Here is a 23,517-nt window from a genome sequence, read left to right as displayed (position 1 = left end):
GGCCGGGGGGGTGTCCCGCCCGGCCCCGGCGGCGGCGGACAGATCAGCCTCGAGTCACCACTGATGTGTCCACTGTGGTCGTACCGGAAGGATTCTCGGAGACCGTTATAGCATTGACCAGCGTCGTTGCGTTTGGTGTCCTCGTCCCGCTCGGAATAAACGGCGAAAGGTTGCTGCGGGTGGCCCGCTCATAACCTAGGCTCCCGAATACCCACCTCGACGGCCCGCCCTCATGCCGTGCCAGCCACCGACCTCGCACGCCGGCCATCGCAACCCTCGACGCCGATTGGAGTATTCGATGACCTGGCGTCCAACCATTGCCGTACTGGCCGGCCTGTGCCTTGCGGTCAGCGCCACCCCACTGCCCGCCGGTGCCGCCGCCGACGCTGCGCATGTCAGCGCTCACGTCGCGCTCGCCGGTCCGCCCGGCGCACCGCCCGGGGCCTGCCCGACGGGGGCCAGTTACGGCCCACCGCTGCCGGCCAGCACCGTGACGGCCCCGCGAATCCAGGGCGGGTTCACGTTCCTCGAAGGGCCGGTCTGGGTCGCCGACGGCGGCTACCTGCTGATGTCCGACATGACCGCCGGCACCGGGCCGTACAACGTCCAGCCGTCGACGATCCGCCGGTTCACCCCGACGGGAAGCTTCGACACGTTCATCGCCGACGCCGGCAGCAACGGCCTGGCACTCAGCGCCGACGGCCAGCAGCTCGTCGCCGCCACCCACGACCAGCGGAACGTGTCCGCGTACCGGTTGAGCGACCGGGCCCGCAGCACCGTCGCGCCGAACCACCAGGGCCGGGCGTTCAACTCGCCGAACGACGTCGCGGTCCGTTCCGACGGCGTCGTCTACTTCACCGACCCCAACTTCCAGCGCGGCAACCGCCCGGACCAGATGAGCGGGCGTACCAGTGTCTTCCGCGTCTCCAACGGGCAGGTGTCGCTGGTCGACGACCGGTTGCGCCAACCCAACGGCATCTCGCTCTCGCCGGACGGGACCGCACTGTACGTGGGCGCCTACTCCGAGAACAAGATTTACAAGTACGCGGTCCAGCCCGACGGCAGCATCGGCGCCCGCAGCGTCTTCGTGAACTACATCGGCGGCCCGGACGGCGGCACGATCGACTGCGCCGGCAACGTGTACTGGACCTCGGGCGGGGACTCCCTGGTCCACGTCTACTCCCCCGCGGGCACCCAGCTCGGCACGATCCGGTCCGGCAACTCCGGCACGACCAACGTGGCATTCGGCGGCCCCGACCGGCAGACCCTCTTCGTCACGTCGGGCCGGTGGGGCGACTCCGGGCTGTACAGCGTGCGACTCAACATCCCCGGATATCCGTACTGACCGACTGTTTGATGGCGCGCCGCTTTCGTCGTAGCCCGACGAGGCGGCGCGCTATCCGGCGGTCGCGGCGATGAACACCACTGCCCCGACCACCACCAGCGCGGCGCCCAGGAAGGTCTGCCGGCGGGCCCGGCGCAACGCCTCCCTGACCTGCCAGGCGTGCGCCGTGGCGAGCAGCCAGCGCAGGTACGGGTCGGTCCGGGCGATGTTGCGGCGCGCGGTGGCGAGCCCTGCCCGGAGGGCGGCCCGCTCCTGCGGCGGGGCCGTCGACAGGCGGCAGGTGATCTCCGCAGCGATCCGGCGATGACGCAGCAGACCGTCGACGTCACCGGCGTACCCGCCGAAGTGGTACCAGGGCTCGGCCTCCAGCCGCTCGCGCAGGCCGCGCAGCTGCGGCCCGGTGAGCGTCGCCGGCGTGGTCATCGGCGGGACGAGCACCTCGCTGGTCCGCCAGATCGCCCAGGCCACGCCGAGCAGCGTCACCAGCAGACCGCCGCCCGCCCACGCCGCGTGAGCCCAGTCGGTGACCTTGCCGGCGGCGATCAGCGGGCCGCCGCCGAGCAGCAGCGCGCCCACGGCGCCGGCCGAGGAGATGATCCATCGTGCCGCCGCCCGACTGTCCGCGACCGAGTCCAACGGGGACGGCAACGCGTCCAACCCCGCGCCGCCCGTCGGCGATTCCCCGGTCATCGGCTGTCGTCGCGGAAGACGACACCCAGCGGGCCGTTCTCGTCGTCGGGCAGATCGGTGTACGGCACCCAGCGCTGGCCGTCGTAGAACTCCAGCTCGCCGCTGTCGTTGATCCGCACGGCATTGACTTGCACAAGCTCCTCAGGATCGTCAGCCATGGATACAGTATCGGTCAGCCCGGCAATCCATCCCGGCGTCGGGTCGTCCGCCGGGCGACCGCAGGGGGCCTTCGTGATCCGGTTGACAGTCAGCGCGACCGACGTGGTCCTGGCCGTCCGCGGCGACCGGCGCCGACACCCGGTGGGCCCCGCCGATCAACGCACCGCCGACCTGCTCTGGCGACTGCGCGGCGGCCCCTCGGTGGAGCTGTCGTACCAGGTCGGCGTCGCGCTCGGCCGCCGCTTCCTCGACGCCCCCGGTCCGGCCCTGCGCACCGAACTGGCCCGCCCCGGCCGGCACCGGCTCGGCATCGAGGTCGTCGACCCGGCCCTGGCCGACCTGCCCTGGGAGACCCTGGTACTGCCCGGCGAGGAACTGCCGCTGGCGCTGCACCCCGACGTCGACGTCTGCCGGACCGGCCCCGACACACCGGCACCCACGGTCCGGGTGGACGGCCCACTGCGGATGCTCGCGGCGATCGCGAGCCCGGACGACTCGACCCAGCCGCTGCTGGACCACGAGCGGGAACTCGGTCGGATCCTCGGCGCTGTGGAACCCGGGCATCGGCACGGGGTGCGGGTGCGCGTCCTGGAGTGGGGCAGCGCCGCCGCGATCAGGGCCGCCCTCGCCGAGGAGCCGTTCCACGTCCTGCACGTCTCCAGTCACGCGCGCCCAGGCGCGCTGCTGCTGGAGACCCCCACCGGCGCGGAGGACCGCGTGGACGCCGCGCGGTTCCTGGCCGAGGTGCTGCCGCCGGGCCGGACCGTACCGTTGATCGTGCTGGCCGGCTGCTCCACCGCTCGGCAGGATCAACGGGAGCTGCCCGGGTTGGCCGGCGCTCTGCTGACCCACGGCGCGCCGGCGGTGCTGGCGATGAACGGGACGGTCAGCGACGGGTACGCCATCGAGTTCTGCGCTCGGCTCTACGAGCGGTTGGCCGCCCGCAGCGAGCCGGAGCTGTTGGCGGAGGTCTCCGCCGTACGCCGCGAGCTGGCCCCGACCTCCGCCGAGTGGTGGATGCCGACGCTGTTCCTGGCCGACCCCGGGCTGCGGCTGGCCGGTGGACGAGGCGGCGCTGCCGTCGCCGTGCCGCCCGGCCAGTCGATCGTCGGGGACGGCGTGGTGCGCGCACCCACGGACTTCGTTGGCCGCCGGGAGATCCTGCGTCGGCTGTCGCGAGGAAAGCTTCGGGTGCTCGTCCACGGCATCGGCGGGATCGGCAAGACGAGTCTCGCCGCCGAACTCGCGCGGCGGTTCCGCGACGCGTGTGGCATCGTCGTGGCGACCCACGGGGACGCCACAGTCGACGGGATCCTCGACGAGCTGCGCCGCCAGGTGGAGAGCCGGTGCGCGGCAGCGGCCCCGGACGACCCGCTGCGGCGATGGCTCGTCGCTCTCGCCGCGCCGGGCCAGGACTGGCGGCGACGGTTGGACGCGATCGGCGCCGGCGGCCCGCCGCTGCTGCTCGTCCTCGACAACGCCGAGGACGCCCTGGACACCGAGCACCGGTTGGCCGACACGGACCTGGCCGCGTTCCTCGCCGCCTGGGCGTCCCACCACGAGCTGGTCGTGACAAGCCGGCACCCGTTCCCGGTCGCCGGTCTGGAAACCTGTCACCTCGGTCCGCTCACCTGGCAGGAGACCCGCAAGCTGCTCTGGCGGCTGCCAGGGGTGGGCCAACTGGCGCCGGCGGAACAGCAACGGATGTGGCACCGGCTGGGTGGTCACCCACGCGCGCTGGAATACCTCGACGGCCTGCTGCGCGGCGGCAACGCCCGATCCGACGAGGTGGCCGGCCGACTGGCCGCGGTCGGTGGCGGCCGGGACGCCGGGCCGGCGGCGGTCGGCACGCCGCTGGCCGAGGCCGGCGCGCTGGCCGCCGAGGATGTGCTGCTGCCCCGGCTGCTCGCCGGTCTGGTGGCCGTCCCGGCGGCCCGTCGGTTGCTGCTCGGCGCGGCGGTGTACCGCACCCCGGTCGACCGGACCGGCCTCGCCTGGCAGCTCGCCGACCCGACGGACGGCGACGCCCCACCACCGGAACCGGCGGGGCTGGACGAGTCGGTCCAGACGCTGTCGCAGCTGGGGCTGCTCGCCCCGGTGACCGGGGGTCACCTGGTGCACCGGTGGACGGCGGCGAGCCTGCTGCGGATCGCCGGCAGCGACGCGGTGGTCGACGCGCACCGCCGGGCGGGCCGTTACTGGGGCTGGCGGGCCCGGTCCAGCACCGACCAGCACGACTTCATCCGCCGGGTCGTCGAGGCGCGGTACCACCACCTGGCCGCAGGTGACACCGACGAGGTCGTCACCTACTCCGAACTGGCCTGTCAGGAGTTGCACGCGGCCGGGCACTGGGCCTGGGAGGAGAAGATCTGGCGGGAGCTGCTGCCGATGGCGTCGCCGGGCTCGGCGCGCGGGGCGAGCTTCCTCAAGGGACTCGGCGACGTGCACCTGAGCCGGGGCGAATACCCGCAGGCGACGCAGCGCTACGAGGCGGCGCTGGCCGTCTACCGGGATCTCGGCGACGACAGCGGGGTCGGCAAACTCCTGCACCAGTTGGGCCTGGTCGCCGACAACCGGGGTGACCGGGTGACCGCGGACCGGTTGTTCCAGGATGCCTTGACGATCCTGAGCCGGCTCGACGACCGCTCGGCGGTCTCCCGGACCCTGCACCAGCTCGCCGGCATCGCCCGCGGCAACGGCGACGCCGAGCTGGCCATGTCGCGGTACCTGGAGGAGCTGGCGATCGCCCGGGACCTCGACGACCTGGAGGGGATCGCGGCGAGCCACCACCAGATCGGCGTACTCGCCTTCGAGGCCCGCGACCTCGTGAAGGCGGAGCAGTGCATCCAGGTGGCGATCAGCACCTACGGACGGTTGGGCGTCCGGGTCCAGCAGGGCAGCGGGCTGGTGATGCTCGGGCGGATCGCCCTCGCCCAGTTCGCGTACGAGACCGCCGAGGAGCGGGTCCGCGCCGCCCTGAAGATCTTCGAGGAGGTCGGCAGCAACGGTCACATCGCGGAGTGCTCGCTGCTGCTCGGTCACCTCTCCCGCGACCTCGACGACCTCGAATTCGCCGAGAGCTGCTTCGCCCGCGCGCGGACGATCGTCGCGGCCCTCGACGAGGACCCGCTCCTGCGCCGCTGCGACGAACTGCTCGGCGGCGTCCGAACCGTCCTCGGCCGGGCTGCCGAGGCGGTGCCGCACACCCTGAACGCGATCGGCGGGGACGACCAGCCGCCGTTCCAGGCAGCCCTGGAATGGCTGGCCGTGCAGCGCCTGGAACTGGGCGCGCGAGCCTTCTCCGCCCTGCTGGCCCGACACCTCGACCGGCGGCAGGCGGCGCAGCGGGCCGAGTGGGTCGAGGCGTACCTGCGGTTCCGGTTCGACGTTTCCCACCCGACGCCGCTCGGCAGTGGGTACGTCCTGCTCGCCATCGCCGCCGCCCAGGCGGGTGAGTTCGGCACCGCCCGGATGTGCCTGCTGCGAGCGTTGCCGATCTGCGCCGCCGCCGGCCACCAGGCGGGGGTCGCCAAGTGCCACGAGGACCTTGGCCGGGTGGGCCTGGAGACCCGCCGGCTGGCCGAGGCCCGGTCCCGCTACGAGCAGGCGTTGGAGGTCTACCGCGTGCTGCGCCACGAGCCCAACCAGGCCATCGTCCTGCACCAGCTCGGCCGGGTCTGTGAGGAGCAGGAGGACCTCGCCGGTGCGGATGGGTTCTACCGCCGCTCCATCGCGATCAAGAAGCGGCTCGGGAACCTGTCGGGCGTCTCCAACAGCACCTTCCACCTCGGCCGGGTGGCTGGGCTGCGCGGCGACCAGGCGCTGGCCGAGCGGTGCTACCGGACCTGCCTGCGGATCGACCGCGAGCAGGGCAACTGGGAGGAGGTGGCACTGGACCAGGTGGCGATCGGGCAGCTGCGCGTCGAGCAGGGCCACCCGGCGGAGGGCATCCCGCTGATCGTCGAGGCACTGAGCATCGACCGGCAGATCGGGTCGACGAACGCGGCGCTCGACCTCAACGCGCTGCGCGAACTGCGGGCCGGGCTCGGCGCGGAGGCGTTCACGGCCATCCTCACCGACACCGTCGGCCCGGCCCACGCCGTCGAGGTGCTCGACCTGATCGCGGTGCTACCGACCACGGCCGAGCCGACCTGACCCACCCGTACACTCGGTTGATGGCGAACCGCCCGCGGCACCGGGGTCGATAGACCGATGAGGGCGTCGACCGCAGACACCGTGATCTTCGATTTCGACGGTGTACTGCTGCGCGGGGACGCATCCGGGCTGTTCCTGCGACGCACTGCCTTCGCGGGTGCTCGGCTGCCGCTCGCCGTCGCCGCGCTCGTTCTCCTCGCGCCCATCGCCACCGTTCCCGCCCTGGCACGAGCGGTGCTCGACGCGAACGCGCGTCAGGTCACCCGGGCGCGCCGGTTACTCGGCGCCCGGCTGACCACCGTCACCTGGTTTGGTGGCCAGGGCCCGGGGGTCCCCCGATGAGAGGCCGCTACGACAACCTGACCCGCACCGGTGCTCTCGACCCGGAGCACGACTACCTGGTCATCTACCAGACCATGCTGCGCTACGAGTTTCCGTGGGACATGAAACTCGGGCTCAACCTCGCCTTCAACCGGTCCTTCTCCATCCCCGCCATCGCCGCCGTGCACACCGCCACTGGCGAGCTGACCGAACGCACCCAGAAGCGGATCGACGAGACCGGCCTGCTGATGTACGAGATGGTGCTCAACGGCTTCGACCAGCCTCGGGGCCGCGAGGCGTTGCGGCGCGTCAACCAGATCCACCGCCGGTACGACATCAGCAACGACGACTTCCGCTACGTCCTCGGCTGCCTGGTCGTGATCCCCACCCGGTGGTTGCAGGAGTACGGCTGGCGCCCGCCCTGCTGCCACGAACGTCACGCCACGTACCTCTTCTACCGGGAACTCGGCCGACGGATGGGCATCACCGACATCCCCGGGTCGTACGACGAGTTCGAGACCTGGTTCGACGCGCACGACGCAGCTCACCTGCAACCCAACGACGACGCGGCGGCCATCGAACGCGCCACCCGCATGCTGATGCTCACCCGGATCCCCAGGACGCTCACCCCACTGGGAAACGCGCTGGTCAGCGCCCTTTACGACGCACCGCTGCGGCGCGCAACGCGGGTCGACACGCCGGTCTGGCCGGTCCGGGCGGGGTTGCACCTGGCCTTGCGGACGCGCTCGCGGTTGCAGCGATGGTTCGGGGCACCACGGACGACCGCGTTGTTCGCCGACGGGATCAAGGCCAAGAGCTACCCCGACGGGTACGAGATCAGCCAGCTCGGCCCGCACCAGGACCGCGTGCGGGAGTAGCACGTCGTCGTGCTGGCGTCGCCGGCCCAGCTGGGTGCCGGACCCGGTGCTGCCGTGCGAGGTCACCGCGGAGAACCGGCGCGCGAGTGGGGCCGGTCCGCCGACTGTCCGTTGGGGGCAATCGGCGGACCGGCTCTCAGCGCACGTCGGTGGTGGTCCAGCGTGGGGAGGTGTTGGTCACCCGGACGGTGTCACCGACCAGCGTGGTCACCGCCTGGGCATCCCGCCGCGCGCTGGTGCCGACCCACAGCTCGACGTCGCCGGGCTCCACCACGCGGGTGAACGTACGGTCGGAGAAGGCCAGACGGGTGGTGGGCACCGTCAGCTCGACCGTGACGGACTGGCCCGGTTCCAGACGGACTCGCCGGTAGCCGAGCAGCTGCGCCACCGGTCGGGTCACCGAGGCGACCACGTCACGACCGTAGAGCTGGACCACGTCGTCGCCGACGACCGCGCCGGTGTTCGTCACCCGCACGGTCACCCCTACCGCCCCATCGGTGGGCGTCGTGCCGGGCACGGTGAGCTCGCTGTACGCGAACGTCGTGTAGGACAGGCCGTGGCCGAACGACGCCACGGGCGTCGCCGGCAGGTTGGTCCCCGCGTTGCCCGCACCGAGAGTGGGGTGCAGGTAGGAGTACGGCTGCGCGCCGGCCGACCCGGGCAGGGTGACCGGCAGCCGGCCCGACGGGTTGACCCGCCCGGAGAGCACCCCCGCGATCGCCCCGGCGCCCTCCTCGCCCGGGAAGAACGCCTGCACCACCGCCGCGCAGCGCGGGAGCGCCCAGCCGACCGCGTACGGCCGACCGGTGACCAGCACGAGGACGACCGGTGTGCCGGTTGCCAACACCGACTCGACCAGTTCGCGCTGGACGCCGGGCAACTCCAGGTCGTCCCGGTCGCAGCCTTCGCCGACCGTGCCGCGTCCGAAGAGGCCGGCGTGGTCGCCGACGACCAGGACGGCCACGTCCGCGGCGGAGGCCGTGGCGACGGCCTCGTCGAAGCCGGAACGGTCGTCGGTGTCCACGTCGCAGCCGCGTGCCCAGGTGACGAGATCGCCGCCGAACTCGGCCCGCACGGCGTCGAGCACGGTGGGGACCTCGATGCCGGTCTCCGCGCCGGGGTGCTGGACGAGGACGTGGTTGAGGAATGAGTAGCACCCGAAGAGCGCGCTCTGCCGGTCGGCGTTCGGGCCGATGAGGGCCACCCGTTGCCCGGCGGGCAGCGGCAGCACGTCCCGGTTGGCGACCAGTACGACCGATTCTTCGGCAAGCCGGCGGGCGATCGACCGGTGCTCGGGCGAGTCGAGGTCGATCGCCTGGGGCGGCTCGTCGTCGAAGGTCGCGTCGAGCAGACCCAGGTCCAGCTTCTGGCGCAGTACCCGCAGCACCGCGCGGTCGATGAGCGCCTCGTCGAGCTTGCCCTCCAGCACCGACTCCCGCAGGGTCAGATAGGCGTCGCCGGTCGGCAGTTCGACGTCGAGGCCGGCGCTCAACGCCTGCCCGGCGGCGTCCGCGTGATCGCTCGCCACGTGGTGCAGCAGGTTCAGGAACGCGACCCCGTAGTAGTCGGCCACCACCGTGCCGTCGAAGCCCCACTGGTCCCGCAGGATACCGGTCAGCATGGTCGGGTCGGCGGCGACCGGCACCCCGTCGATCTCGGTGTACGAGTGCATGACGCTGCGCGCGTCGCCGTCGATGATCGCCATCTCGAACGGGGGAAGCAGTACGTCGGCCAGTTCCCGGCGGCCGATGTGCACCGGCCCGAAGTTGCGCCCGGCGCGCGAGGCGGAGTAGCCGGCGAAGTGCTTGAGGGTGGCGTGCACCCCCTGCGACTGCAGACCACGCACGTACGACGTGCCGATGGTGCCGACCAGGTACGGGTCTTCGGCGATGCATTCGTCGACCCGACCCCAGCGGGGGTCGCGGATCACGTCGAGCACCGGAGAGAGCCCCTGGTGCACGCCCAGGGTCCGCATCGAGGCGCCGATCGCCGCGGCCATCTCGGTGACCAGTTCGGGGTCGAATGCGGCACCCCAGGCCAGCGGGGTGGGGAAGGTGGCCGCCTTCCACGCGGACAGCCCGGTGAGGCACTCCTCGTGAACGATCGCCGGGATGCCGAGCCGGGTCCCGGTGACCAGGTCGCGCTGGAACTTCCACAACCAGGCCGCGTGTTCGGCCGCGTCCACGGGGCGGGTGCCGTAGGTGCGGGTGAGGTGACCGAGCCCGTGCCGGGAGAAGTCGTCGAGCGTGACGGCCACGCCGAACTCTCCCTGCATCGGTGCGACCGCCTCGCCGTCCTCCTTTTCCCAGAAGCCGACGAGCTGGGCGATCTTCTCCTCGATCGTCATCCGGCCGAGGAGATCGCGTACGCGGGCCTCGCCGTCTTGCCCGTCCGGTCGTCCGTGCTCCGGCCCTGCCTGAGCCGGCGCCGGGCTGCCCACCACCGCGTGGACCTCAGTCATGCTGTGCCTTCCTGTGGTTGTGCTCGTACCGCTGCCGCTCAGCCCTTGACCGCACCCTGCAGACCACCGACGATCTGCTTCTCCGCGAGCGTGAAGAAGAGCAGTGCCGGCAGCATCGCCAGCGAGGTGAAGGCGAGGACGCCTGCCGTGTCGGTGGTGTACTGGCTGGAGAAGTTCTGCACGCCCAGCGGCAGGGTGTGCAGGTTGACGTCGCTGAGCACGAGCAGCGGCAGCAGGAACGAGTTCCAGCTCGCCACGAACGCCAGGACGCCAACTGTGACGAGCGCGGGCCGCGACAGCGGCATCGCGACGCGCCAGAGGAAGCCGAGCCGACTCGCACCATCGATGGCGGCGGCGTCCTCCAACTCTCTCGGGATGGCCGAGAGGAAGGGACGCAGGATCACGATCGTCAGTGGCAGTGAGAAGGCGACCTGCGGCAGAATCACCGCGTAGTAGGAGTTGATCAGGTTCAGGTCACGCAGCATGAGGTAGAGCGGCAGGATCGCCGCCCCGGCCGGAAACAGCAGGCCGAGGGTGAAGAAGGTGTAGAGCCCTTCCCGCCCGCGGAACCTGTAGCGGGCGAGCACGAACGCGGCGGCCAGTCCGAGCACCACCACGGCCAGCGTGGTGCCCAGGGCGATGACCGCGCTGTTGAACGCCTGTTGCCAGAAGTTGCTCTGGGTCAGCACCCTGGCGTAGTTGTCCCACACGAACGGGTCGGGCAGGCCGGCCGGGTCCGCGACGATCTGCGGGGTGGTGCGGAACCCGCCGATGACCACGTAGATGACCGGGGCGATCGACACCGCCGCGATCGCGAGGGCGAGCGCGTAGGTGAGCGGCGTGCCCCAGGAAACCTGACGGCGTCCGGTGGACGGGGGGAGAACCGAGTTCACGGCCATCGTCACTTCGCCCTTCCGGTGATGGCGCCCTCGATGTCGCGGCGGAGCAGGAACCGCTGGAACAGCAGCGCCGCCACGAAGGAGATGACGAACAGGATTACCGCCACGGCGTTGCCATAGCCCCACAGCCGGGCGAAGAACCCGTTGTCCACCATGTACGTCGCCATGGTGGCCGATGCGCCGAGGGACCGCACCGCGGGCACCGAGGTCACCCAGATCATGTCGAAGATCTGCAGCGAGCCGATCATGGACAGGAACATCCAGATCCGGATCGTCGGGCCGAGCAGCGGGATCGTGACGTGCCGTTGGATCTGCCACCAGCTCGCGCCGTCGATGGCCGCCGCCTCGGTCAGCTCGTCCGGCACATTGGACAGTCCGGCGAGGAGCAAAATGATGGCGAAGCCGACGTATTTCCAGGTGAGGATGGCCAGCAGGGTCCAGATGACCACATCCAGGTCCGCCAGCCAGGCTTGCACCAGGCCGCCCATTCCGAGGGACCGCAGCAGCGCGTCGACGGTGCCTTCGTCGGTCAGCAACAGCTTCCACATGATGCCGACGGTGACCTCGGCCAGCACGTACGGCACGAACACCAGCAGGCGGAACACGGCCCGCCCACGGAAGCGACGGTTGAGCAGCAGGGCGACGCCCAGGGCGATCGGGCCCTGGATCAGCAGCGACCCGAACACGATGATCGCGTTGTTGCGCAACGCGTCGAGGAAGATCGGGTCCTGGAAGGCGAGGGTGTAGTTCCGCAGACCGACGAACTCGGTGGGAGGGCCGACCCCGCGCCACCGGAACAGGCTGTAGTAGACCGCGAAGCCCATCGGCACCAGCACGAACATCACGTAGATCAGAACGGCCGGCGTGGTGAGCCCGATGATCTCGTACCACTTACGGCGGTTGTCGGCGCGGCGGGCGGACTCGCGCCCGGCCTTGTGGGGGCCCGCCGGCGACGCGGAAGCGTCGCCGGCGGGCATACGGATCTGGTTGGCGGAGGTCACTTGCTTGCGGCCGCCTTCATTGCCGAGACGACCTTCTCAGGCGTCCCGTTGCCGGCGAAGATGGCGACGATCGCGTCGTTCATCGCGTTGCCGACCGTGCTGCCGTACGCCGTGTCCAGCCAGAGCTGGACGTAGCTCGCCCCGGAGGTGGCCTCCAGGATGGACTTCAGCGCGGGGTCCTTCACGGCGTCCGCCGCGCCCTTGGCGACAGGCAGGCCGGTGCCGGTCTCGGCGTAGCCCTTCTGCACCTCGGGGCTCACGATGTACTTGAGGAACTCGACGCACTCCGCCGGGGCGTTCTTGGCGCAGGAGAACCCGTCGCCACCGCCGAGAGCCGCCTTCGGGTCGCCCGGGGAACCGGAGATCGCCGGCACCGGGAACCAGCCGAGGAACGACGCGAGCTTCGCCTTGTCCGTGGTGACGGTGTCCAGCGTGCCGCGGTTCCAGTCACCCATGAGCTCCATCGCGGCCTTGCCGTTGGCGAGCATGCCGTTGGCGCTGGTCGGGTCGTTCTGGCCCGGCGTGGCGATGAAGTTGGGCTGGAACGGCTTGGTGTCGATGAACGCCTTCAGATCCTGGCCGGCCTTCACGAAGCACGGATCGTCGAAGTTCTTCTCCGCGGAGGCCTTCTTGAGGGCGTCGACCGAGCAGGCGCGCAGCGCCATGTTGTACCACCAGTGCGCGGCCGGCCACTTGTCACCGGCACCCACGGCGATCGGAATGACGTTGATCGCCTTGAGCTTGGTGACCGCGGTGTTGAGCTCCTCGAAGGTGGTCGGCGGAGCCGCGATGCCCGCCCTGGCGAACATTTCCTTGTTGTACCAGATGCCCTCGATGCCCATCCGGAACGGCAGGCCGTACTGCTTGCCCTTGACCTGCCAGATCTCCGCGGCGCTGCCGATGTCGCCGACCTCGGTCTTGGTCTGGTCGGTGATCTCCTTGAGGTAGTCGGCCTCCACCTGCTCGCTCATCTCGCCGCCGCCCCAGGCCTGGAAGATGTCCGGCGGGTCGCTGCTCAGCAGCGCGGCAGGGAGCCGGGTGCGCTGGAGCTGGTTCGTCTCGATCGCCTCGATCTCGATCTTGACGGTGGGGTGAAGTGCGGAGAAGTCCTTGGCGACCTTCTCCCAGTAGGTCTTGCCGGGCCCATCCTGTGAGGCGTTGTGCCACCAGCTCAGGGTCACCGGGTCCTTGTACAGCTCGCTCTGAGGGGCCGCCTCTTCGCCGCCGCCGGAACACCCGGCGAGGACGACAACACTTGTCATTAACAGTGCCAGGACGGCACTCGCACGCCGCTTCGTTGCCATCGATGTCTCCTCGACTAGTCAGTCGCGGTACTCGGCCTGCGGCGAAGTTTTACAGTCATGTAACTTGATGTCAATCGGTATCGATAACGTTTTCGAGTCGCTGACGACGGGCCCCCGGCGGGGCCCTATCATCATCGACGTGGTGTTTCAGCAGCGCGTCAAGATGTCGGATGTGGCACGTACTGCCGGCGTCTCGGTCGCGACCGTGTCGAAGGTCGTCAACGGCCGCTACGGCGTGGCCCAGGCAACCGTGGAACGCGTCCAGCAGGTCATCCACGAGCTCGGCTACGAGGCGAGCCTGGGGGCGCAGAGCCTGCGCAGCCACCGCACCAACGTGCTCGGCATCCTGGTCGCCGAGTTCGAGCCGTTCTCGACCGAACTGCTCAAGGGGGCGTCGCAGGAGGTCGCCGGGAGCGGATACCAACTGCTTGCCTACTCCAGCGGGGACGGCGAGGGCGCCGCCGTGGGGTGGGAGCGGCGCTCGCTCGCCCGGCTCTCCGGCACACTCATCGACGGCGCCGTGATCGTCACGCCGACAGTGGTCGAGACCGAACACAGCTTCCACGTCGTGGCCGTCGACCCACACACCGGGCCGTCCGACCTGCCCACCGTCGATTCGGACAACTTCGCCGGCGCGGTGCTGGCGACCAACTACCTGCTGTCCCTCGGCCACACGCGGATCGGGCACATCAGTGGACGCACCGACCTGAAGTCCGCGCAGCTGCGCGAGGCCGGCTTCCGCAGCGCGATGGCCGAGGCCGGCGTGCCGGTGGACGAGCGGCTCGTGCGCGTCGGCGGGTTCCGGATCGAGAGCGCCGCCGGCACGGCCGCGGAGCTGCTCGCCCTCACCGACCGGCCGAGCGCGATCTTCGCGGGTAACGACCTCTCCGCAATCTCCACGATGACCGTGGCCCGCGACATGGGCCTGTCGGTGCCCGACGACCTGTCGGTGATCGGCTTTGACAACGTGCCGGAGTCGGCGCTGGTCAACCCGCCGCTGACGACCATCATGCAGCCGCTGCAACGGATGGGCGCCGAGGCGTTGCGCCTGCTCGTCGACCTGATCGCCGGCGTGGAACGCGACACCCACATCCGGCTCCCCACCGAGCTGGTCATCCGTTCCTCCTGCCGCCCGCTGCACTGACGCCCGGGCCAGCCACCGCAGGACCCGGCCGTCGCCGTGGCACGTGGGCGCACGCGACAGGGTGGCAGAACGTGAATCTCACCTAAGTCGACAATTCCTCCCCTATGTTCGGTGCGCAGGACGCAGCCGAACCGGGGAGAGACGTGGACAGCTATCCGGCGATCGAGGATCACGGGCTCATCGGCGACCTGCAGACCGCCGCGCTGGTGACGTGCGACGGGACGGTCGACTGGTTCTGCGCGCCGCGGTTCGACTCGCCGAGCATCTTCGCCGCCCTGCTCGACAAGGAGAAGGGGGGCTACTTCCAGATCGCGCCGCACGACGTGCGGTACGTGACCAAGCAGCTCTACCTGCCCGGCACACCCATCCTGATCACCCGGTTCATCAGCGCCGACGGGGTGGCCGAGGTGACGGACTTCATGCCGGTCACCGGCGAGCGGGCCACCGACGCGCACCGGCTGGTCCGCACCGTCACCATGGTCCGCGGCAGCATGCGCTTCCGGGTGGAGTGCCGGCCGCGGTTCGACTACGCCCGCGAAGAGCATCAGCTTGAGCGCCACCGCAACGGTTACGTCTTCCGCAGCCGGTCGGCGACGCTGACGTTCAACCCGGTCGACCCGGTGCGGCGGTTGATCTCCGAACAGGGTGACGTCCACCTTGAGGGCGGCGACCTGGTCGCGTACGGCACGCTGAACGAGGGCGACACCGGCGGAGTGGTCCTGGAGACGGGCGGCGCCGAACCGCGCATCTTCGCGCCGGAAGAGATCCAGGGCATGTTCGAGTGGACCCGGGACTACTGGCGGCGCTGGCTCGAACGTTCCCGCTACACCGGCCGCTGGCGGGAGATGGTCGAGCGCTCGGCCATCACGCTCAAACTCATGACGTACGCGCCGACCGGCGCGATGATCGCCGCACCCACCACCGCGCTGCCCGAACTGGTCGGCGGAACCCGCAACTGGGACTACCGCTACACCTGGGTACGCGACACGTCGTTCTCGGTGCACGCGCTGCTCGGCCTCGGCTTCACCGAGGAGGTCAGCCAGTACATGAACTGGCTGGACGAGCGGATCCGCGAGGCCGGCGACCACCAGGACCCGCTGAAGATCATGTACCGGGTGGACGGCTCCTCCGACCTGCACGAGGAGGTGCTGGACCACCTGGAGGGCTACCGGGGCTCCCGGCCGGTGCGGATCGGCAACGGCGCCGCCGACCAGCTCCAGCTCGACATCCACGGCGAGGCCCTCTACGCCATGCACCTCGCCGACGAGCAGGGCATCCGCGTCTCGCACCAGGTGTGGAAGAGCACCGTCCGGCTGGTCGACTGGCTCTGCCACAACTGGGACCAACCCGACGCCGGCATCTGGGAGAGCCGCCACCACCCCCGCAACTACACCTTCGGTCGGGTGATGTCCTGGGTCGCGCTGGACCGGGCCATCCGGCTGGCCACCCGCACCGGCCGCCCCGGGGACATGACCTGCTGGACCGAGCAGCGCAACCGCATCTACAACCAGGTCATGGAGCGCGGATACGACCGGGCCCGCGGCACCTTCGTGCAGGCGTACGACGAGAACGTGCTGGACGCGGCGCTGCTCGCCATGCCGGCGGTCGGTTTCGTCACGCCGAGCGACCCTCTGTGGCAGTCCACCCTGCAGGCGATCGAGCGCGAGCTGGTCTCCGACAGCCTGGTCCACCGGTACGACCCGGTCCACTCCCCCGACGGACTCCCGGGCCACGAGGGAACCTTCAACATGTGCACCTTCTGGTACGTCGAGGCGCTGGCCCGTGCCGGCCGCCTCGACGACGCCCGACTCACGTTCGAGAAGATGTTCACCTTCAGCAACCACCTCGGCCTATATGCCGAGGAGATCGCCGTGACCGGGGAGCAGATCGGCAACTATCCCCAGGCGTTCAGCCACCTCTCATTGATCAACTCAGCGCTGACGCTCAACGACCTGCTCGACACCGAGGCCGAGGCCCGCCGCCGCCGGTAGCACCAGCATGTTCCGGTCAGCCGACGTCGGCGCCGAGCCGACGACGGGAAGGACTTGACGCGCCTCCGCCCATCGCGCATGGTCGATATGCATCGACCATCTCGAATGTATTGACGCTGGAGGAACCGATGAAGGCATTCGTCACCACCATCTCGGTTGCGACAGCGCTGCTCCTGGCCACGGGCGGCGCATCCCACGGCCAGCCAGCGGCCGACCCGCCCTGCACCGGGCAGATCCACCCGAACCCGGGGTTCGAGGGCGGCACCACCGGCTGGACGGCCGGCCCCCGCATCGTCGTGCTCGGCGACGCGACCCGGCCCGCACACACCGGCCGCGCGTACGCCACCTTCGCCGGGCTGGACGTGACGCGTGCCGACCTGCTGCGCACCACCGTCACAGTGCCGGCCAACTGCGACCTGACGGTCCGCTTCTGGGTGCGGACCACCACCACGGAGACCAGCCGCGGCGACTACCTGAACGTCGGACTGGCCGTCACCGGGATACCCCCGAAGACGAGGTTCTCGCTGGCCTTCGACGGCGGGGCGCAGTGGCGGCAGTACGTCATGTCGAGCGGAACCGCCGCGACCGAACGCACCGCGACGGTCAGCTTCCTCTCCAGCGAGACGGCCGGCAACGGCGCCACCACCTTCGACGTCGACGACGCGTCCTTCACGTTGAGCTGACCTGCGCGGGACAGCCCTCACCGCCCTTGATGCGACAGTCGACTCCGCCCGGGGTCCGGCTGATAACACCCAACCCCCGGCCGGAGGCCGAAGAGCAACTCCCTGCTCGGAAAGCATCCGCAGAACAGAAGAAGACTCGACTGTCAATAAGACAATGGCACTGGTGAGGCCACAAGCAACCCCGGAACTGCAAGGCATTGAGATGCCGATCTCTGCCGGCGGATTTCCTGGTCGTTGAGGGGAACCAACTCTATGCTTGCCGCCGAATGCGCTGCGGCTCATCCGGGCCGAGGGTTACCCCGATACAAGGATTCGCGAATGCACCAGAAGTCTGCCCTGAGCAACGGCACCGCTGGCGTCGGCGAAGTAGCACCTGACGGCCAACTGCCGGCCTCTACCGCAGAGGGTGCGGCGCGCCGATCCGCGGTCGCCGAGGAACAGGCATTTCTGGACCTGGCCACCGCCCGGCGCGACAGGCTGGCCGATCACCTACAGGTCGAGCTTTCGTCAGAGCCCCTGGACGCGTTGGAGCGGGCCCGGCAGCGCATGCTCCGCCAGCAGTACGACGAGCTACGGCGCGCAGAGGAAGGGCTGGTCTTCGGCCGCCTCGACGGCCTCGACGGCACAGTGCGCCACGTGGGCCGTATCGGTCTCCGTGACGACGGAGAGGACAGTGAGCCACTGCTGGTGGACTGGCGCGCTCCGGCAGCTCGGCCGTTCTACACCGCGACGGCTGTCGACCCCCAGGGTCAGGCACGGCGCCGGCACATCCGTACGACGGGATCGGCCGTCGTCGGGGTGGACGACGAGCCACTGGACGGGAGCGCAACGTCGGAACTCGTCGGCGAGGGCGCTCTCCTGGCCGCCCTCGACCAGCGCCGCACCGGTCACATGTCGACGGCGATCTCCACCCTGCAACGCGAACAGGACGACATCATCCGGGCCCAGGCGACCGGCCCGCTGATCGTCCAGGGCGGTCCCGGCACGGGCAAGACGGTGGTTGCCCTGCACCGCGTCGCGTACCTGCTGTTCACCCACCGAAAGATGGCCGACCAGGCGGTCCTGGTCCTGGGCCCCTCACCGCGGTTCCTCCAGTACATCGCCCAGGTGCTGCCGGCGCTCGGTGAGACCGCCGTCGTCTCGGCGACCTGCGACACCCTGCTGGCCGACATCCACGTGGGCCGCGACGAGAGCCGACTTCTCGCCGAGATCAAGGGCCGCGCCCTCTGGCAGCCCACGCTCGAAGGCTACGTCGCGTCGCTGCTCCCCCGACCGCGCGAGCTGAAGCTGCGCTGGGAGGGCGATTTCTACGTCATTCCAGCCCCGACTGTGGCGCAGGCGTTCGCCTCGGCGGTGCAGGGACGCCCGTACCACCGTGCCCGCGCGGCGTTCGTCGAGCAGTTGCACCACCTCCTGGCCGATGTCGTCGCCGAGCAGCGCGAGGCGCTGATGGAGGAGATGGAGGAGGGCTTCGAGGACATCCTCGCCCGCGTCGACAAGAGCATGGCGAACGACCACTCCTCCACCCGGACGTCCACCGGCAGCGACATCGACGGGTTGCTGTCCGAGGAGGAAGTGGAGCAGCTTCGTTGTCGTATCGCCGAGAACGCCACCATCGCCCGGTTCATCGAGGCATGGTGGCCCACCCTCGACCCCGAAACCCTGCTGGGTGACCTCCTGACCGACCGCACCCTGCTGGCCAGGTTCGCCCCGCAGCTGTCCCCCGAGGAGATGACTGCCGTCGCCGCCGAGCCCACCCCATGGGCATCAAGCGACATCGCCCTGCTCGACGCCGTCGCCGACCTGCTCGGCGAGGTCGACACCCCGCAACCACAGGGCGAGTTCCTCGCCGAACGTGCTCGCCGCCAGCGCGGCTGGGTGTACGGCCACGTCGTCATCGACGAGGCGCAGGAACTGTCCGAGATGCAGTGGCAGATGGTCCTCCGGCGCTGTCCCAGTCGCTCCATCACCGCCGTCGGCGACATCGACCAGGCCGAGGCAGCCCACCGGCACACCAGTTGGGCGCAAGCGGTGCGGGCTGCCTTCGGAGACCGCTGGACCGCCGCGGAACTCACCATCTGCTACCGGACCCCGCGCGAGGTCATGGACCTCACCGAACCGGTCTTGAAGAAGGCTGGCAGCCGGAACACTCCGCCACGAGCGGTACGCTCCTCCGGCATCGCCCCCTGGGAGCGCACGACCACACACGCTGAGCTTGCCGGCACCGCCGTGGAGGCAGTGCGACAGTTACGGCAACGGTGGCGGGGCGGCACGGTCGGCGTCATCGCCCCCGCGGAGCGCATCGCCACACTCCAAGCCTTGCTGAGTGGTGTGCCAGTGCTCACCGCGACCCAGTCCAAGGGACTGGAATGGGACGCGACGCTCCTCATCGACCCTCAGGGCGTCGCCGCCGAACCGCGCGGTTGGAACGGCCTCTACGTCGCGCTCACCCGATGCACCCAGGAACTCGGACAGCTCACACTCACGCAGCAATCGGCACACCCATGACGGCTGTCGGATGCTGTTCGAGATGCGGGCTTTTCTGCTGAACCAGGAATGGTCGCTCACCTCCTGGCGAGCGTTCGAACAAGTCCGAACAGGCCGGTGAGCAGCCTGGACAAGCGCGCTTGTGTTCGGGACAGCCATCGGCGGTAGCGACCGCCTGTTCAGCGCCCATACGGTGAAATCCCATCACCCGTGACGTTGGTCAATCGAAGCTGGGAAACCAGTTTCACCCACACGGGTGCGAACCTCGGACATGTTCGGCAATCCGTCATCGCTGCCGGCTCACTCAAACGGCAGCCGCGCAGAGAGTGAGGCAAGATCTTGAGGAGATCACTGCTAGCGCTGGCAGCAGCCATCGTACTTCCGCTGAGCACGCTGGCCGTGCCGACTCCCGCGTTCGCTGCGGGTTGCACGACTACGAAGTACATAGAAATGCGGTTCGCCGAGGCCCCATGGCGCTACGGCTACAGCAGTTCGTCCGGGGTGGCAGGATACGCGTACCCCGAATACACCTACATCATGGACGGACGCTGCGTCAGCCCAGCCGGCCTCTTGTGGTACCGAAGGGCTGCGGATCCAAGTGTCCTGTACATCTACAGCGCGCACCGGATCAACTAGCCTCGCACCTTGAGAGGGCATTCGGGGTGGTCACTGCGTTGAAGCGCTCTCCGTGCCGGGATGATCGGGCCCTTCGCCCGGGCGGGCTACCCCGCAGCGGCCGATTCGGCGAGCCCTCGTCAACCTTGACGGCTCTTTGACATCTGCATCGAGCGGGCGGTGGCGCGGGCGGCGGTGTCGATGAGGTCTGCGACCGGGCCGGGTTGCGAGACTGCCACCGCGTGGGAAGCGGCGATCTCAACCGCCGTGGACCCCGCCCGGTCGGCCAGGAAGCGCTGCAGGTCCGGCGGAATGCCCTGGTCCTGGGTAGTGATGAGGGTCCAGGAGGGGATCGTCTTCCAGGCGGCCTTGGTCACGCTCTCCTCCTGGGCGCTCGCAGAGGCGGGCCGTTGCGTTGCCGCCATGACTTCGGCGGTGCCGCTGTCGACGTCGGCGGCGAACACCTCGGGGAACTTGTCCTGGAAGATGTACTGATCCATTGTCGTGCCGCCGTCATCGGAGGGGATCGACACCATGTTGATGCTGGTGGCGAGCTGACTCCCGGGGTACTTGGTGAGCAACCCGATCACACTTTCGCCTACGTCCGGGCTCACGCTGGCGACGTACACCAGGGCCTTGACGTTGGCGGCACCGGCGGCGGCCTCGGTCATGACCAGCCCGCCGTAGGAATGGGCGGCCATCACCACCGGTCCGGGCAAGCTGTCCAGAAGGGCCCGAACGTAAGCGGCGTCCTTCTGCACACCGCGCAGCGGGTTGGCGACGGCAATGACCGGGTAACCCCGGCCCTTGAGGTTGGCAATCACCCCATTCCAACTCGACGAGCCGGCGAATGCCCCGTGGATCAGCACAACTGTCGGCATCTCCTGGGCAGACATGTCAGAAGCAGTGCTCATCTGGAGTTCCTTTCGAGAGGCCTCGCCACCCGCTGCCCGCGGTTGCAGGCCGGGACGGACGAGGTCGGTCGGCGGAGCATTTCCCCGTGAATCAGCCCGCGATCCCGACTCAGATGGGGTTGCAGCATCCAGAATTCAGCATTGATGAGGCCACTGTCAGCGAGATCGAAGAACGAAGCGCCTCGCCAAACGCCTGGCCGGTATCGGACTCGGACACGACCTGAGCTGGCGATCGCTGTCCGCACGCTGGGCGGCCACCGGAGTGCCACGCCAAAACCCTCCGACAAGGATAAGACCGAACGTTCTGTCGCTAAGATGGTGGGATGGCGAGCGACGAACCCACTGCCCGGCCCTCCGAGGCACGCCTGAAGCTTCTCCGCACGGCGACCAGGATCTTCTACGCGGAGGGCATTCACGCCGTCGGCGTCGACCGGATCATCGCCGAGGCGAAGGTGACCAGGGCTACTTTCTACCGACACTTCCCCAGCAAGGACGACCTCATCCTGGCCTACCTGCGTGAGGTGCATCAACTGGAGCGCGGCATGGTCGACGAGGCCCTCGCCGCCAACCGATCGCCGGTCGATCCGCTCCTGGCCATCGCCAATTCCATCGCCCAGAACATCCAGTCCCCCGGGTTCCGTGGGTGCGCGTTCCTGAACGCCGCGGCGGAATATCCCGATACGAACCATCCGGTGCACCAAGAACTCGTGGCCCACCGGCAATGGTTCCTGGACACCATCACCACGCTCATGACACAGGTCCACGAAGGAACGGCGGATCCCGCAGCGCGCCACTTCGTCATGCTCCGCGACGGCGCCATGGCAGCCGGATGCCTCTCCGACCCCCCAATGGTGTCCGAGACCTTCCTGCGCGGTATCGAAGGACTGCTCAGGATCAACTCGGAGCGTCAGTCGGCGGAGTCAGCCGGTTAGCCCCTGCGCGACCAGCCCGCACGACTAGAGCTGGGCCACCCCGGGTGAGGGATGACCCAGCTCGTCGGCGATGGCGCGGACGGCCGCACGGCTCAGGTCAGCGGCCGTACGCCTCCAGCAGGCGCAGCCAGACCTCGCTGACGGTCGGGTACGCGGGCACGGCGTGCCACAGCCGCTCCAGTGGGACCTCACCGACGATGGCGATCGTCGCGGCGTGGATCAGTTCCGCGACGTCCGGGCCGACGAGGGTGAGGCCGACGATCACCCGCCGGTCCTCGTCCACGACCATCCGGGCCTGCCCCTGGTAGCCGTCGGCGTGCAGCGCGGCCCCGGCGACGGCGGCCAGGTCGTAGTCGACGACCCGGATCCGCAGCCCGGCGGCCTCGGCGGCGGCTGCCGTCAGCCCCACCGACGCGATCTCCGGGTCGGTGAAGACGATCTGCGGCACGGCGCGCTCGTCGGCGGTGGCGACGTGCCGACCCCACGGGCGGTCGTCTGCCGCTTCGCCCCTGGCCCGCGCCGCGATCACGTCGCCCACCGCGCGAGCCTGGTACTTGCCCTGGTGGGTCAGGAGCACACGCCGGTTGACGTCCCCGGCCGCGTACAGCCATCCGTCGCCGACCAACGCGCCGGCACCGTCGACCACCCGCAGGGTGTCGTCGACAGTGAGCCAGGCGCCCGGCTTCAGGCCGATCCGGTCGAGGCCGACGTCGTGCGTGTTCGGCGTGCGGCCGATCGCGACGAGGATTTCGTCGGCCTCGACCTGTGCGCCGTCGGCGAGCGTGAGGTGCACCGTGCCGTCGCCGTCGCGTTTCACCGACGTGACCTCGGCACCGAGACGCACCGAGACGCCAGCTTCGCGCAGAGACTGCGTGACCCGCTCGCCGACGAACGGCTCCGCCAGCGTGAGCACTCCGTCGCGCACCAGCACCGTCACCGCCGATCCGAGGCCGGCGTACGCGGTCGCCATCTCCGTGGCCACCACGCCACCACCGATGATGGCGAGCCGGCCGGGAACCGCGCTCGCGGCGGCTGCCTCACGGCTGGTCCACGGTGCCGCCTCGCGCAGACCGGCGATGTCCGGCACCAGTGCGCCACTTCCGGTCGCGATGACCACCGCGTGTCGGGCGGTGAGCGAGGTGGTGGCGCTGTCCGCGCCGGTCACCTCGACGATCCGGTCGGCGCCGATCCGCCCCTGACCCCGATACAGGGCGATGCCCGCGGAGTTCAGCCACGACACCTGCCCGTCGTCCTTCCAGTGCGAGGCGAAGGCGTCCCGGCGGCGCAGCACGGCCGCCGCGTCCAGCTCGCCGGTCACCGCCTCCCGCGCGCCGGGCAGCTGACGAGCCGCCCGCAGCGCGGTCTGGCTGCGCAGCAGCGCCTTGGTCGGCATGCAGGCCCAGTACGAGCACTCGCCACCCACCAGTTCCCGCTCGACGATCGCGGCGGTCAGGCCGCCCTGCACGACGCGGTCGGCGACGTTCTCCCCCACCGGCCCCGCACCGATGACAACGACGTCGTACGTGGCGTTCTGCACG

At 69.8% G+C, this 23,517-nt stretch carries 17 protein-coding genes; 9 read left to right on the top strand and 8 right to left on the bottom strand.

Annotated elements, in window-relative coordinates:
• The first annotated feature begins 298 nt into the window (after positions 1-298).
• On the top strand, positions 299-1,345 hold the full coding sequence (locus PSH03_RS13680) for an SMP-30/gluconolactonase/LRE family protein (RefSeq protein WP_238689340.1): 1,047 nt from the start codon (positions 299-301) through the stop codon (positions 1,343-1,345).
• A 51-nt stretch (positions 1,346-1,396) separates the two neighbouring features.
• Here PSH03_RS13680 and PSH03_RS13675 read toward each other — a convergent pair whose 3' ends face one another.
• Positions 1,397-2,035, bottom strand: a complete 639-nt coding sequence (locus tag PSH03_RS13675) for a hypothetical protein (RefSeq protein ID WP_238689339.1) — start codon at positions 2,033-2,035, stop codon at positions 1,397-1,399.
• The gene (locus PSH03_RS13670; RefSeq protein WP_238689338.1) at positions 2,032-2,193 is read right to left on the bottom strand and encodes a hypothetical protein; all 162 of its coding nucleotides are present in this window, start codon (positions 2,191-2,193) and stop codon (positions 2,032-2,034) included. Before PSH03_RS13670 ends, PSH03_RS13675 begins: the two co-directional genes overlap by 4 nt.
• On the opposite strand from PSH03_RS13670, the gene PSH03_RS13665 reads away from it, so the two are divergent.
• The 3 genes from PSH03_RS13665 (at position 2,192) to PSH03_RS13655 (ending at position 7,548) form a co-directional block, all read left to right on the top strand.
• Positions 2,192-6,349, top strand: coding sequence for a tetratricopeptide repeat protein (locus PSH03_RS13665; protein ID WP_238689337.1), 4,158 nt, complete (start codon positions 2,192-2,194; stop codon positions 6,347-6,349). The genes PSH03_RS13670 and PSH03_RS13665 overlap by 2 nt on opposite strands.
• An 81-nt stretch (positions 6,350-6,430) precedes the next feature.
• Positions 6,431-6,691, top strand: a complete 261-nt coding sequence (locus PSH03_RS13660; protein ID WP_238689336.1) for a hypothetical protein — start codon at positions 6,431-6,433, stop codon at positions 6,689-6,691.
• The gene (locus PSH03_RS13655) at positions 6,688-7,548 is read left to right on the top strand and encodes an oxygenase MpaB family protein (RefSeq protein WP_238689335.1); all 861 of its coding nucleotides are present in this window, start codon (positions 6,688-6,690) and stop codon (positions 7,546-7,548) included. Before PSH03_RS13660 ends, PSH03_RS13655 begins: the two co-directional genes overlap by 4 nt.
• A 136-nt stretch (positions 7,549-7,684) precedes the next feature.
• On the opposite strand, the gene PSH03_RS13650 is transcribed toward PSH03_RS13655, so the two are convergent.
• The 4 genes from PSH03_RS13650 to PSH03_RS13635 are packed head-to-tail and all read right to left on the bottom strand — an operon-like array spanning position 7,685 to position 13,213.
• Entirely contained in the window at positions 7,685-10,009 is a 2,325-nt protein-coding gene (locus PSH03_RS13650; protein WP_238689334.1) for a beta-xylosidase/alpha-l-arabinosidase, read from the bottom strand.
• Positions 10,010-10,047: 38 nt separating this feature from the next.
• Complete coding sequence (locus tag PSH03_RS13645; protein ID WP_181518555.1) at positions 10,048-10,908, bottom strand: carbohydrate ABC transporter permease; 861 nt, start codon at positions 10,906-10,908, stop codon at positions 10,048-10,050.
• A gap of 2 nt (positions 10,909-10,910) precedes the next feature.
• Entirely contained in the window at positions 10,911-11,909 is a 999-nt protein-coding gene (locus tag PSH03_RS13640) for a carbohydrate ABC transporter permease (RefSeq protein ID WP_238689333.1), read from the bottom strand.
• Positions 11,906-13,213 (bottom strand): ABC transporter substrate-binding protein, encoded by a 1,308-nt coding sequence (locus PSH03_RS13635; RefSeq protein ID WP_210781225.1) that lies wholly within the window; start codon positions 13,211-13,213, stop codon positions 11,906-11,908. The genes PSH03_RS13640 and PSH03_RS13635 overlap by 4 nt, the downstream gene beginning before the upstream one ends.
• A gap of 139 nt (positions 13,214-13,352) precedes the next feature.
• Here PSH03_RS13635 and PSH03_RS13630 point away from each other — a divergent pair, with 139 nt between their 5' ends.
• The 4 genes from PSH03_RS13630 (at position 13,353) to PSH03_RS13615 (ending at position 19,539) form a co-directional block, all read left to right on the top strand.
• On the top strand, positions 13,353-14,357 hold the full coding sequence (locus PSH03_RS13630; protein WP_112584529.1) for a LacI family DNA-binding transcriptional regulator: 1,005 nt from the start codon (positions 13,353-13,355) through the stop codon (positions 14,355-14,357).
• A 143-nt stretch (positions 14,358-14,500) separates the two neighbouring features.
• Positions 14,501-16,348: a glycoside hydrolase family 15 protein gene (locus PSH03_RS13625; RefSeq protein WP_238689332.1), complete on the top strand. Its 1,848-nt coding sequence runs from the start codon at positions 14,501-14,503 to the stop codon at positions 16,346-16,348.
• A 128-nt stretch (positions 16,349-16,476) separates the two neighbouring features.
• Entirely contained in the window at positions 16,477-17,031 is a 555-nt protein-coding gene (locus PSH03_RS13620; RefSeq protein WP_238689331.1) for a hypothetical protein, read from the top strand.
• Positions 17,032-17,349: 318 nt separating this feature from the next.
• On the top strand, positions 17,350-19,539 hold the full coding sequence (locus PSH03_RS13615) for a HelD family protein (RefSeq protein ID WP_238689330.1): 2,190 nt from the start codon (positions 17,350-17,352) through the stop codon (positions 19,537-19,539).
• Positions 19,540-20,273: 734 nt separating this feature from the next.
• Here PSH03_RS13615 and PSH03_RS13610 read toward each other — a convergent pair.
• Positions 20,274-21,047, bottom strand: a complete 774-nt coding sequence (locus tag PSH03_RS13610) for an alpha/beta hydrolase (RefSeq protein ID WP_238689329.1) — start codon at positions 21,045-21,047, stop codon at positions 20,274-20,276.
• Between the two features lie 323 nt (positions 21,048-21,370).
• On the opposite strand from PSH03_RS13610, the gene PSH03_RS13605 reads away from it, so the two are divergent.
• Positions 21,371-21,979, top strand: coding sequence for a TetR/AcrR family transcriptional regulator (locus PSH03_RS13605; RefSeq protein ID WP_238689328.1), 609 nt, complete (start codon positions 21,371-21,373; stop codon positions 21,977-21,979).
• Between the two features lie 97 nt (positions 21,980-22,076).
• Here PSH03_RS13605 and PSH03_RS13600 read toward each other — a convergent pair whose 3' ends face one another.
• Positions 22,077-23,516 (bottom strand): dihydrolipoyl dehydrogenase family protein, encoded by a 1,440-nt coding sequence (locus PSH03_RS13600; protein WP_238689327.1) that lies wholly within the window; start codon positions 23,514-23,516, stop codon positions 22,077-22,079.
• Position 23,517: the final 1 nt, after the last annotated feature.

The sequence above is a fragment of the Micromonospora salmantinae genome (assembly GCF_022230905.1).
GTDB classification, from domain to species: Bacteria; Actinomycetota; Actinomycetes; order Mycobacteriales; family Micromonosporaceae; genus Micromonospora; species Micromonospora salmantinae.
The sequence above is the reverse complement of the archived record's forward strand: the minus strand, read 5'-3'. Positions and strand labels throughout refer to the sequence as shown.

Bases quoted from the DNA above. Each gene is read 5' to 3' on its own strand.
- PSH03_RS13680 (WP_238689340.1), top strand. From the start codon at position 299: ATGACCTGGCGTCCAACCATTGCCGTACTGGCCGGCCTGTGCCTTGCG.
- PSH03_RS13675 (WP_238689339.1), bottom strand. From the start codon at position 2,035: ATGACCGGGGAATCGCCGACGGGCGGCGCGGGGTTGGACGCGTTGCCG.
- PSH03_RS13665 (WP_238689337.1), top strand. From the start codon at position 2,192: ATGGATACAGTATCGGTCAGCCCGGCAATCCATCCCGGCGTCGGGTCG.
- PSH03_RS13670 (WP_238689338.1), bottom strand. From the start codon at position 2,193: ATGGCTGACGATCCTGAGGAGCTTGTGCAAGTCAATGCCGTGCGGATC.
- PSH03_RS13655 (WP_238689335.1), top strand. From the start codon at position 6,688: ATGAGAGGCCGCTACGACAACCTGACCCGCACCGGTGCTCTCGACCCG.
- PSH03_RS13650 (WP_238689334.1), bottom strand. From the start codon at position 10,009: ATGACTGAGGTCCACGCGGTGGTGGGCAGCCCGGCGCCGGCTCAGGCA.
- PSH03_RS13645 (WP_181518555.1), bottom strand. From the start codon at position 10,908: ATGGCCGTGAACTCGGTTCTCCCCCCGTCCACCGGACGCCGTCAGGTT.
- PSH03_RS13635 (WP_210781225.1), bottom strand. From the start codon at position 13,213: ATGGCAACGAAGCGGCGTGCGAGTGCCGTCCTGGCACTGTTAATGACA.
- PSH03_RS13620 (WP_238689331.1), top strand. From the start codon at position 16,477: ATGAAGGCATTCGTCACCACCATCTCGGTTGCGACAGCGCTGCTCCTG.
- PSH03_RS13615 (WP_238689330.1), top strand. From the start codon at position 17,350: ATGCACCAGAAGTCTGCCCTGAGCAACGGCACCGCTGGCGTCGGCGAA.
- PSH03_RS13610 (WP_238689329.1), bottom strand. From the start codon at position 21,047: ATGAGCACTGCTTCTGACATGTCTGCCCAGGAGATGCCGACAGTTGTG.
- PSH03_RS13605 (WP_238689328.1), top strand. From the start codon at position 21,371: ATGGCGAGCGACGAACCCACTGCCCGGCCCTCCGAGGCACGCCTGAAG.